Below are 11,775 nucleotides of genomic sequence, written 5' to 3' on the forward strand. Positions count from 1 at the left end.
AGTGCTACCATTATACCCACTGCCATTCGTGGGACGCCGGCAGCAAAAAGGTCTCTCGAAGCCGAGGCAAAACAAAATCTACCATGCTGAAGCATCATCCCGTAAGCAAAACCAAACCAGATGTATACTACGGTATACATGTAGTACGCATTAACTTTGTAATACAACATACTGATGAGGACAAGGATGCCAGTTATTACAAAAGCCCAGATTGTATTTCTTTTTTCTTCCACAGCCCTAAAAACCTCCTTATTATTTAATTTAAATGCCCCTACAACTTAGGTAGTTTCTGCATAATATAATTAAAGACTTGACCAAAAATCAAGACCTTTGCCAGCACACCCCGTATTTCGCCTGTCAGCCGCCTCCGTTTTGTATATTCTTACCATAGTTTGGTAACCGAACAGCCCTTCAGAAGTCTTGAATACTTTAGATATGCGATAGCCCTTTATTCTCTGTATAATATGCTCAGGCAGGATTTCGCCTATATCACCAGAAATTATTACTATGGCCATCTCCCCCTTTAATCCTTTGTTTTCAGCGGCATAGTATTCAGGGTTTTTGTATTCCCACGTAAACCTTAGGGGTGATTTTTCAATCTCTTTCTGTGGAGGGGAAAAACTTGTATCATAATGATAGTTAATTCTCTTTTTAGTAAAAAGATCAAGAATAGGCACAGAGACCGAGGGGTTTACCACATGTTCTTTCTGAGGCAAGGTAAAGACCTCAATATTTTTCTCATCAATGGTGTCCAGAAACTCGCCGGCATATTTCAGGTTTACAGTGCTTATTTTCTGCACAAAGGGAAGGTATGTGAAAACCGCTATTATAAGTGAGGAAATTATGATACATAAAACGACAAATCTTCTGATTTCTTTATCTCTAATTTCTCGCAGTCCATAGGAAGCCATTAACGTTAGCATGGGGAATATCGTTATGATATATCGTATCCTCTTGATTTGAAGTAAAACTATTAGAATAATCAGATAGCTTATAATCGCATACTTAATATCTTTTCTCTTGAAAGCCACATAAGTGGAATATAATGCAGAAGCAGTGATAAAGGGATGTATCTGGAAAAAGAAGGTAGAAATAAACCCCTCTTCCCATCTCCTCAGCCCCGGCTTTTGATAGCTCAACAGAAGTTTAATCTGCTCTGAAATGACATCGAATTTAAGTAAGCAAACGATTCCTATTAATACGACCGAGATTGATATTATTAATACACCTCTATGAAGAATTGTCCGTTTCCCCTCCCCTAACCCCCCCCGCAAGGGGAGGGGAACCAGAGTTATTCCTTCCTTGAGGAGAGCGGGTTTCTCTCCTGTCCCCCCTCCCTTGACGGGAGGGGGTGAGGGGGAGGGTGGAAAATCTATTTTCAAATAAACCAGAAATATCACAACCAGCACTGAGAGTATCAGCCATGCAGAATACTTGGAAAAGAAGGTAAGGAATATAGCAGCGGATGAGAACATTATCATCATTACTCCCCCCCGCTCCAGTGCTTTGATGAAGGCAAAGATCGAGAGTGTTAAAAAGAACATCGTAGGCACATCAACAAGCATAAGTGGCACCTGAGTAAAGAGATACGGAATACCGAAAAGGAGCGCCCCGGCGGAGAACCCGACATCCTCGTCCCAGAGTGTCTTTCCTATCTGATAGGTGAGCACGACTGTCATGGAGAATAAAAGGGTCGTGAATATCTGGATGTAGAGCCTCGATTCTCCTAAAAATTTGAAGATCAGGCCGTAAAGGAATGGGACAAGAGGCATGTCAGTCCATGCTCCAATATCCTTGCCCCATTCCTTGAAGAAATATCCGACTCCATAAATTTCGAGGTGTTTTGCCTGAGTGAAGTACCTCGAGACATCCACAATGACCTCTGGCTCTTTCCAGAAAGGTATTACGATTACAAAAGAGAAGAGAAAAAGGAATAATCCCAAAACCGTGAACCGTGAACCGTGAACCGTGAAGGATTCGGGGGGATTAACCTTTGAAAGCACATACGCAAGGATAATGCCAAAAATAAGGATAAAAAAAATCCTGACTACATCAATGCTGGCAAATACCCATTGCCAGCTTGTCAGCCTGTTGTCATCAAGTGTGCGGAAGACAAAAAGTGTAAGAAATGTGAGCAGCGTAAGAAGGGAAATGAGAAGGAGGTATCCGACTTTATTGTTTTGTTCTCTTAAAGTAATCCTAAATAGTCTCCTAACCAATTATGAATGAATTGACGCCTCTAATAAAATTTTCAGGGGGCAGCTAGCCCCCTGAAAATACTTCATTTAACGAAGAAAATGTGACTCCAAATTTTAGTAACTTTATTTCTTCGGAGCTTCTTTCGGAACCTCTGGTTTCACGATTGGTGTGTCCTCTCTATTTCCCCAGATTATCCATGAATCATCATAATTGACAGGCTCCTTAAATCCCATTAGCTTTAACTCTAAATAAGTAAGCGTGGAACGGGTTCCTGTCTGGCAGTAACCTATTGTTCTTTTGGTTTTGTCAAGTTTGCCGAAAAACTTTTCTAATTCATCCATGGACTTTATATTACCTGTTTTCTTGTCGTAGGTCTCAGTATGAGAGACATTCATTGTTGTGTTGGGGATATGTCCACCCCTCTTTGCCCTGACGTCTGTCCCTTTATGTTCTCCTTCACTTCTGGAGTCTATAACTTGAATACCTTTAAGCTCACCCTTAGCTATTTTCAGCATTTCATCTGTGGTGGCAATTCTATTTTGCATAACATTGACCTTATATTTTGCTGCTTTGAGCTTTGTTTCTTTAGTATCCAGTTTCTTCCCAGCAGCCTCCCATCCCTCAATACCGCCGTTGAGGAAACGGACATCTTTATGACCGAGATACTCCAATATCCAGAAACCGACAGAAGCACTGGTTATTCCCTTGGCATTGGCATAAACTACAACGGTCTTGTCATTGCTTATTCCAGCATCACCAAGGATTTTTTCATATTTGGCTGCCTCAATTTTTCCCTTATCATCCTTGAAAACTACTGACTGTTCTTTTGTTCTTAAAACCTTTGCACATTCCCCGCCGAGGGTTATTGCTCCAGGGATATGCCCGCTGTCATAGCCCTTGATGGTCTCGTTTGTTTTCTTATCAACGGAATCTGCCTTGTCACGGCAGTCAATCACAATCCAAGCTTTATGTTTCTCGATGTCTGCTGGTGTCACTAATAACTTAGGATTTGCATATTCTTTACTGTATCCTGGTGTGCTGACAAACAACAAAGCAGCAATCACAAAGAAAAGCACTGTTACATTCCTAATCCCTATAAACATTGCGACCTCCTACTTTTGATTTGAGTTTGGATAAAATCCAAAAAAGCATTCCCAAAAACCTCTAAAACATTGTTAATCACCTTCCCCTGTCTCACCCCCCTTCAGAAATATATTACCCTTGCACCTTCGAGGTGCAGGTAAGAGTGGCATCCCCCCTTCGTATTACCAGGATATTACTTTATCATGAGCAAAGATTTCATCGATGATAGTTTCGTAGGAAGTTCCCTTTTTTAAAAGATCAATGACCTTTACCTTATTGTCTTTGGATTGGACAGTTATTATCTGTGTAGATAATTTTGTTGGCCCGTCGTTCAGAATATGGAGAATCTTCATTTCAACCCCTCCATTTATAGGACAATAACCCTGTCAGCGTCATGATTCATGGTTGCATTATTATACTGGCTTCCGCACACTATCTTCTCCGGGATGGCCGCTTTGTTAATCCCCTTGCCCATTGCGTTATGGTCGCAATAACTCATCGAGACACCCGAAACATTACACAAAGCTGTAAAAGAAGGGTTCTCCAGCAGTTTTACACCATCATCCATGGTGAATATGATTACCTCATGTCCTTTTGAAACAGCCGCCTTTGTCAGGCCAATTACATCAGCAGGATGTCTGTCAGTGTTGACGAAAATACCGAGCTTCATAATAATTTACCCCCTAATTAAATGTAAAGTCGCTTCAACTCAGTTACCCCGAAGTGTCGGGGCAACGACTTGCCGTGGTTTTATGAGATTTTCTAAAATACATTAGATAAAAATTCCTTGTATTTTCAATGAGTTACAAATTTTTTTTGATAAACTGCAGTGTTTATTTAAAGATTTTTACAGAGATACTTATAGCATATTTATTCGATAAAGTAAACTGTAAAATTTAGTAATACCATTTAAAATTTCACCTTCTTTTCCCATTCATATGCAGTCTTTATAATATAGCCAAGGTCATCATGTTTTGGGGTCCAGCCAAGTCTCTTCCTGAGTTTTGTGCTGTCAGCAACTAATTGAGGTGCATCCCCCTCTCTCCTGTCAGCGTCAACCACTTTGAAGTCCATCCCTGTGACTTTTTTTGCAGCGTCTATGACTTCCCTCACAGAATAACCATGACCATAACCACAATTGAATATCTCGCTCCTGCCGCCTTCCATAAGATATTCGAGGGCTAATATATGGGCATCTGAGAGGTCATCCACATGAATATAGTCCCTTATGCATGTCCCATCAGGTGTAGGATAATCAGTCCCATAAATCTCGATATAAGGTTTTTTACCGAGGGCAGTCCTCACAGCTATTGTGATTAGATGAGTGGCATCCTTTTTCGCCTGGCCTATCCTGCTCTTCTCATCAGCGCCTGCTACATTGAAATATCTCAAGGATATATAATTAAGTTCAGTGGCTGAGGATATATCAGATAATGCCCTCTCGACCATCGCTTTAGAGCTCCCGTAAGGGTTTATGGGATTAAGAGGCGCTTCCTCGCTTACAGGGATGCTCTCAGGGATGCCATAGACCGCAGCAGTAGAGGAAAATATGAAATGTTTTATCCCGAATTCAAGACAGACATCTAAAAGATTCAGTGTATTACAGAAGTTATTCTTATAATATTTGCTCGGCTCCCTGACAGATTCAGGGACGACTATATATGCTGCAAAGTGCATCACTGCATCAGCTTTATGGAGTTTAAATGTCTCCCTCAATTTCTGTTTGTCATTTAAATCACCTACAACCAGTTCACCGCTAAGGACAGCAGACCTGTGTCCGAAAGAGAGGTTATCGTATGTTACAGTATCGTAACCCTTTTCCCCCAGGACTTTTACAACGTGGCTTCCTATATAGCCAGCTCCGCCAGTAACAAGAACTTTCATGCAACTTTACATTTCCATTTATCCATGATAAGTGAGTCTAAAGCATATCTAAAGTTTCCGTATGCTGTCAAGAAGGATACGTGACCGGAGTGAGTTGGTGCAGGCAGACATTTTACATTTTTTATGAACTTGTGCTAAGGTTATAAAAATTTTGAGTATAAACTTTCTTTAGGCGATGGAATTGAAATGAAGATTAACAAAGTTGTTCTTGCATATTCGGGTGGTCTTGATACCTCTGTTGCCATAAAATGGCTGAAAGATACTTATGGCTGTGAGGTTATTGCCTTTTGTGCTGATCTCGGTCAGGGGGAAGACCTTGAATCCATAAAAGGAAAAGCATTAAAAACAGGTGCTTCTAAGGTATATGTAATGGATTTAAAAGAAGAGTTTGTGAAAGATTACATATTTCCTATGTTAAGGGCTAATGCGATTTATGAAGGCACTTACCTGTTGGGCACTTCAATAGCAAGGCCGCTCATTGCAAAAAAACAGATAGAGATAGCAGAGATGGAGGGGGCTGATGCTGTTGCCCATGGCGCAACAGGTAAGGGAAATGACCAGGTAAGATTTGAGCTTACCTATTATGCACTCAAGCCAGATGTAAAAGTTATTGCACCCTGGAGACAGTGGTCATTTAATTCGAGGCAGTCGCTTATTGATTACGCAACAGCCCAGGGTATTGCTGTGACTGCTACAAAAGAAAAGCCATACAGCATTGACAGAAATATCTTTCATATTAGCTATGAAGGCGGAGTTCTGGAAGACCCATGGGCCGAACCACCTGCTGATATGTATACTTTAATAGTTGCGCCTGAGAAGGCACCTGATGTGGCTACATATATTGAGATAGGCTACGAGGATGGCAATCCCGTTTCTATTAATGGCAGGAGGCTTTCTCCGGCAGGGCTTTTATCAAAACTTAATACCATTGGAGGCGAAAACGGCATTGGCAGAATGGATACTGTTGAGAATAGATTTGTCGGGATAAAGTCCAGGGGTATTTATGAAACCCCGGGTGGGACTATCCTTCATATTGCCCACAGGGCACTTGAATCTATAACACTTGACAGGGAAGTTATGCACCTGAGGGATTCCCTGATAACGAAATATTCTGAACTGGTGTATTATGGGTACTGGTTTTCACCTGAGAGGCAGATGCTTCAGGGCCTTATAGATGACTCACAGAAGGGGGTTACAGGAACGGTAAGGGTTAAGCTATATAAGGGCAACTGTTTTGTAGTTGGCAGAAAAGCCCCTGAGTCCCTTTACCACCAGGGCCTGGCCACCTTTGATGCCGGAGAGGCCTTTGACCATAAGGATGCAGAGGGTTTTATAAAACTCAATGCCCTCAGGCTGAAACTAAAGAAAATTCAAAATGCAAAATGAAAAATGCAAAATCAAGGTAGAGGTGAGGGACCTTAGATATTGGCTTGCCTTGAACTTTGTAAATGATATAGGGCCCGTACTTACCCGTCGACTTTTATCTGCTTTTGGAAATCCTGAAAATATCTTTGGGATGACCGCGAATGAGCTTGTGAAGGTTGAGGGCATCGGCGAAAATAAAGTTAAAGGGATTATTGGTTTCAGGGAATGGGACAGGGTTGACAGAGAAATTGATAGGGCAGCAAAAAACAAAGCGAATTTGATTACGATGGCTGATAAGTCCTATCCTCAAATGTTAAGGCATCTTCCTGACGCTCCCATTGTTCTATATGTTAAAGGGGAGATAAGAGACGATGACAAATACGCTATTGCTATGGTCGGTTCACGACTTCCTACGGATTATGGTCTTTCTGTGGCAGAAAAAATGAGTAGCGCAATAGCATCCTATGGACTCACGGTTGTAAGCGGTATGGCAAGGGGAATAGATGCCGCCTCTCACAGGGGCGCATTAAAGGCCGGTGGCAGGACAATAGCGGTCCTCGGTTCCGGGATTGACATGCCTTATCCCCCAGAAAACAGGGGGCTTATGGATGCAATTGTCTCCTCAGGTGCGGTTGTAACAGAATTTCCACTGGGTACACCGCCTGACAGAGAAAATTTTCCGAGGCGAAACAGGATCATAAGCGCCTTATCCTTTGGGGTCCTCGTTATAGAAGCCACTGTTGACAGTGGCTCCCTGATTACTGCTAACTATGCACTTGAGCAGGGCAAGACAGTATTTGCAGTTCCTGGAAACATTACATCAGCAACCTCCAGGGGGACCAATGACCTGATAAAAAGGGGCGCAAGGCTTATTGAGGAGCCTGAAGAAATTATTGATGATTTAAGGCCACAGATAAAGGGTATTCTCAGGGAGGCGAAAAAGGCGCTTCCGCCCATGGCCGATGATGAAAAAACCCTCTGCAGTTTTCTTAGCGGAGAGCCAAAACATATAGATTTGATAACGAGGGAAAGCGGTATTTCAACCAGCGAGGTGCTGTCAATCCTTCTAAGACTTGAACTTAAAGGTATTGTGAGGCAGGCAAATGGGAAAAAGTTTTCTCTTAACTGGTAGAGGTATGAATTTATGAAAGCACTTGTTATTGTGGAGTCTCCGGCCAAGGCAAGAACTATAAATAAATTTCTTGGCAAGGATTTTACAGTAAAGGCATCTGTTGGCCATGTAAAGGACCTCCCGAAGAAAGAGCTCGGTGTTGATGTTGAAAAAGACTTTGCTCCGAAGTACGTGGTGATAGAAGGGAAGGGGAAAGTTTTAAAAGAGCTTAAGAAGATGGCAAAGGAGGCAGGGAAAATTTTTCTTGCACCAGACCCTGACAGGGAAGGGGAGGCAATAGCCTGGCACATAGCAGAGGAGCTGGACGGCGATTCTGATAAGGTGCGGAGAATAATTTTTAATGAGATAACAGAAAGGGCAGTGCTTGAGGCCATTAAAAATCCGAGAAAAATCGATATGAATCTTGTAGAAGCCCAGCAGGCAAGGAGGGTCCTCGACAGGCTTGTTGGCTATGGTCTGTCGCCTCTTTTATGGAGAAAGGTAAGGAGGGGTTTGAGTGCTGGAAGGGTGCAGTCAGTTGCCCTGAGGCTTATTGTTGATAGAGAGCGCGATATAGAGGCATTCAAACCTGAGGAATACTGGAGCATAACAGCAGACCTTGAATGTAAAGAACCACCACCTTTTAGCGCAAGGCTTTTTAGCATAAAGGGTGAGAAGGCTGATATTAAGAAGGAATCAGAGGCAAAAAGCATTGTAGAAGCCTTAGACAGCAGGGCATTTATCGTAAAAAAGATTGAAAAGAAAGACAGGAGGAGGTCGCCTGCACCACCTTTTATCACAAGCACGCTCCAGCAGGAGGCATCGAGAAAACTCAGGTTTGGAGCTAAAAAGACCATGTTCCTTGCCCAGCAGCTTTATGAGGGCCTTGAGCTCGGGACAACTTCTGTTGGACTTATAACTTATATGAGGACTGATTCTGTGAGGGTCGCTTCTGAGGCGCAGGAAGAGGCAAGGGCATTCATACTCGAAAAATTTGGCAGAGACTACGCTCCACAAAAACCACCGATTTATAAAAGCAAGGAAAGTGCCCAGGGAGCTCATGAGGCTATAAGGCCCACCTCTATTCTGAGGACTCCTGAGGCTGTTAAAAAATATTTAACAAAGGACCAATATCTCCTTTATACCCTTATATGGAATCGTTTCACTGCAAGCCAGATGAGCCATGCCCTCCTTGAGCAGACCTCTGTTGATATAGAAGCCGGTGATTACCTCTTCAGGGCCACAGGCACAGTGGTTAAATTCCCTGGCTTTATGACAATCTACACTGAGGGCATTGATGATTCCCCCATGGAAGAGGGCGCTCTTCTTCCGTCTGTTAAGGAAGGGGAGACCCTGAAGGTTATAAACATTCAGCCTAAACAGCATTTCACACAGCCTCCTCCGAGATACAATGAGGCCACGCTCGTTAAAGACCTTGAGGCAAAAGGTATTGGCCGGCCGAGCACATATGCGACTATCCTCTCAACAATCCAGGAGAGAAAATATACTGAGAGGATTGATAGCCGGTTCAAGCCAACCGAGCTCGGAGTTGTTGTGAATGACCTTCTTGTGGAGAGATTTCCAGAGCTCATGGATGTTGGCTTTACTGCAAAAATGGAGGAAGAGCTCGACAGGATTGAAGAAGGACTCCTCAAGTGGGTCAAGGTAGTCAGGGATTTCTACACCCCTTTTGACCGCGACCTCACAGAGGCCACAAAAAGCCTGGGAAAGATAAGGCCAAAGGACATCCCAACAGAGATTCTGTGCGAAAAATGCGGCCAGCCTATGGTTATAAGGTGGGGCAGGCATGGAAGATTTATGGCCTGCTCAGGATACCCTGCCTGTAAAAATACAAAGCCACTGGAAAGTGAGAAGACAGTAGGGGCTCCGCCCACAGGAGGTGAGAAGTTGGAGGAAAAATGCGAGAAGTGTGGCTCTCCCATGGTCATTAAGACTGGAAGGTTTGGGAAGTTCCTGGCGTGTAGCAGATATCCTGAATGCAAGACAACAAAGCCTTTAAGCATTGGCATAAAATGCCCCGAAGATTCGGGGGATATAATCGAGAGGAAAACAAGAAAAGGCAAGACCTTTTTTAGTTGCAGCAATTACCCGAAATGCACATTTGCTACCTGGTACAGGCCAGTTTCGAAAACATGTCCCGATTGTGGTGCGGATTTCCTGGTTGAGAAGAAAACAAAAAAAGGAGAATTCCTTATCTGTTGCAACGTTGATAGCCGCCTGTTGCAGACAATTATTTCCTTCTGATTCTAATTTTACTTGGTTCAAGAATAATAAGATTTCCATTAAAATCTGCTTCAGTGAGGGTATTAAAGGCTTTGATTATTTGATTGTTCAATTCTGAAGTGGACACTTCATTAGGAAAATGAGCAATGGCAATTCCGAAATGACTGCCAACAGGAAAGTGCAAAATGTTTCCAAAACCTAAATCACCAGTTAAAATAATAGCCTTTTCTTTTTGAGCGAATCTAAATACCTCATCATCGCTTTTTCCTCTTAAACCACAATCCCTCACATCAAGGACCGTATAACCTCTATTCCTTAAAACCTTTGCTGTTGACCGGGGCATGTCCTCGTCAATTACAAACTTAAGCATTCTAAACTACAGCCCTGACTTCTTCATCTGATAGGTGCTTTGCAGCATAATCCAACACAGCCAATATATCTTCTTTGGCAAGGTCATATTCAGTCATTACTTCTTCGTAAGTCATTCCTCCAGCCAGTTTGCCGAGAACCAAATCTACAGGGACGCGGGTTCCTTTTATTACAGGTTTGCCAAATCTGACTTTTTCATCAATCGTAATTCTTGGAGCAATTTCCATAATCACTCACCTCCTGCAAAATTATAACAGATTGAAGTTTATAAAAAATTACTAAACTTTTGTTGGCGTGCTAGCCGCCTGTTGCAGGCCGCCTATCTTTTCTCATTTCAGTTCTATCAAGAAGATTAATATCTTCAACGCCTTCCCAGTTGTTATCATGCTGAGCTTTTAAAGCATTTTCCTTATTTATTACTTTCTTTTTTTGGCTATCATATGTTACAAGCAAAGCCTTTCTTTTCTTGCCTTTAACCAGTATGTGAATCATCTGTTTTTGAAATGCATGAAAACCATGCGAACCAGTTTTAAGTTCAACAAAAACAATTTCGTTGGTTTTTTTATTAAAATGAACCAAGTCAGGAAAACCTTTGCTCTTATCTAAACAAACCCATCCGTCCTTGCTCGGAAAATGTAGTTTAGCTTCCACCCTCCAAGCCTTAAGAGCTTCCTTTTCGACATCTTTAGCTTTAGGCTTCATCCTCAATTCCTTTTCACCGGCCTACAATAAACGGCTAACGTTTCCAGCATATACGACGTTGCGACCGAAGGGAGCAATGTCCCGAAGGGAGAGGCGAAAACGTAGCGTATATGCTGTGTTATGTGCCGTTGCCATCAAAAGGATTTTCAGAAACTGTTTCAAGCAAAAACAGAAAACCTCTAATCTGATTCTCAATAAGTTTATTTTTAGTATCGGGCAATTTTTTGAAGAAATCTCCATTTCTCATTATCTCAACGCCAAATGACATTACATTATTCCTAACTCCCCATAAACCCAATCAGCGGACCCACCTGGTGCTACCGTAGATTTGGGAAGGAAGAATCCAATAAATGGCTTAAGATAAAATGGAGCACTTCCTGAATGATAATCCATAAATATTTTTATATTTTTATGACCCGATAAAAAATCTCGTAATGCTTTCGTCTCATTTTCAGAAAATGGCCCCTCTCCATGATAATAATCATCATTAGGGTCATAGTATTGCTTTTTTAGTTCTTCTGGGACAACATCCCATTTGTATCCCCAATTTCTATTTAAATCCACACCAAATGCCGTTTCTCTTACGGGTTTTCTATTTTTACGCCAAGTAAATGGCTTCGCTTCAGCCGATAAATCATACTCTATACCATCCGGGTTCATCATTGGGACAATATAAACCTCTTTTTCATTCAGAAGTTTGGTCACTCTCGCATCCTTTCCATAATTTTCTAAAAGATATTTTGTTATTCCCATACCTACAGATGTAACATCATGCTCTCCAGCATGTTCTGCAAAAATCGCTATTAACGCGGGTCTAT

General features: G+C 42.2%; 14 protein-coding genes. 3 read left to right on the plus strand and 11 right to left on the minus strand.

The window, feature by feature from the left end:
• The 6 genes from HZC12_03600 to galE form a co-directional block, all read right to left on the minus strand.
• A partial coding sequence (locus HZC12_03600; protein ID MBI5025812.1) for a hypothetical protein occupies positions 1-140 on the minus strand: 140 nt, incomplete at its 3' end.
• Positions 141-302: 162 nt separating this feature from the next.
• The gene (locus tag HZC12_03605; GenBank protein ID MBI5025813.1) at positions 303-2,219 is read right to left on the minus strand and encodes a glycosyltransferase family 39 protein; all 1,917 of its coding nucleotides are present in this window, start codon (positions 2,217-2,219) and stop codon (positions 303-305) included.
• A gap of 102 nt (positions 2,220-2,321) precedes the next feature.
• Complete coding sequence (locus HZC12_03610; GenBank protein ID MBI5025814.1) at positions 2,322-3,302, minus strand: sulfurtransferase; 981 nt, start codon at positions 3,300-3,302, stop codon at positions 2,322-2,324.
• A 162-nt stretch (positions 3,303-3,464) separates the two neighbouring features.
• Entirely contained in the window at positions 3,465-3,635 is a 171-nt protein-coding gene (locus HZC12_03615) for a hypothetical protein (protein ID MBI5025815.1), read from the minus strand.
• A gap of 14 nt (positions 3,636-3,649) precedes the next feature.
• Positions 3,650-3,952, minus strand: a complete 303-nt coding sequence (locus HZC12_03620) for a hypothetical protein (GenBank protein MBI5025816.1) — start codon at positions 3,950-3,952, stop codon at positions 3,650-3,652.
• Between the two features lie 239 nt (positions 3,953-4,191).
• A complete protein-coding gene (gene galE / locus HZC12_03625; protein ID MBI5025817.1) occupies positions 4,192-5,166 on the minus strand; it encodes a UDP-glucose 4-epimerase GalE in 975 nt (324 codons plus the stop codon).
• 186 nt (positions 5,167-5,352) lie between these two features.
• Between galE and HZC12_03630 the strand changes: the two genes are divergently transcribed.
• Genes HZC12_03630 through topA form a run of 3 tightly spaced genes read left to right on the plus strand, consistent with a single transcriptional unit; the run spans position 5,353 to position 9,907 of the window.
• Positions 5,353-6,552, plus strand: coding sequence for an argininosuccinate synthase (locus HZC12_03630; GenBank protein ID MBI5025818.1), 1,200 nt, complete (start codon positions 5,353-5,355; stop codon positions 6,550-6,552).
• Positions 6,542-7,663: a DNA-protecting protein DprA gene (gene dprA, locus HZC12_03635; GenBank protein MBI5025819.1), complete on the plus strand. Its 1,122-nt coding sequence runs from the start codon at positions 6,542-6,544 to the stop codon at positions 7,661-7,663. The genes HZC12_03630 and dprA overlap by 11 nt, the downstream gene beginning before the upstream one ends.
• A 12-nt stretch (positions 7,664-7,675) precedes the next feature.
• Positions 7,676-9,907, plus strand: coding sequence for a type I DNA topoisomerase (gene topA / locus HZC12_03640; GenBank protein ID MBI5025820.1), 2,232 nt, complete (start codon positions 7,676-7,678; stop codon positions 9,905-9,907).
• Here topA and HZC12_03645 read toward each other — a convergent pair.
• The 5 genes from HZC12_03645 to HZC12_03665 all read right to left on the minus strand — a co-directional run.
• Positions 9,894-10,256 carry a DUF5615 family PIN-like protein gene (locus tag HZC12_03645; GenBank protein MBI5025821.1) on the minus strand — a complete coding sequence of 121 codons (363 nt, stop codon included), beginning with the start codon at positions 10,254-10,256 and terminating at the stop codon, positions 9,894-9,896. The genes topA and HZC12_03645 overlap by 14 nt on opposite strands.
• 1 nt (position 10,257) lies before the next feature.
• Positions 10,258-10,482 (minus strand): DUF433 domain-containing protein, encoded by a 225-nt coding sequence (locus HZC12_03650; protein ID MBI5025822.1) that lies wholly within the window; start codon positions 10,480-10,482, stop codon positions 10,258-10,260.
• Between the two features lie 70 nt (positions 10,483-10,552).
• Complete coding sequence (locus HZC12_03655; protein MBI5025823.1) at positions 10,553-10,957, minus strand: hypothetical protein; 405 nt, start codon at positions 10,955-10,957, stop codon at positions 10,553-10,555.
• 118 nt (positions 10,958-11,075) lie between these two features.
• Entirely contained in the window at positions 11,076-11,225 is a 150-nt protein-coding gene (locus tag HZC12_03660) for a hypothetical protein (protein MBI5025824.1), read from the minus strand.
• Positions 11,225-11,775 (minus strand): hypothetical protein (locus HZC12_03665; GenBank protein ID MBI5025825.1); only part of this gene is annotated, 551 nt, incomplete at its 5' end. The genes HZC12_03665 and HZC12_03660, both read right to left, overlap by 1 nt.

It is taken from the genome of Nitrospirota bacterium (genome assembly GCA_016214385.1).
GTDB lineage: Bacteria > Nitrospirota > Thermodesulfovibrionia > UBA6902 > JACROP01 > JACROP01.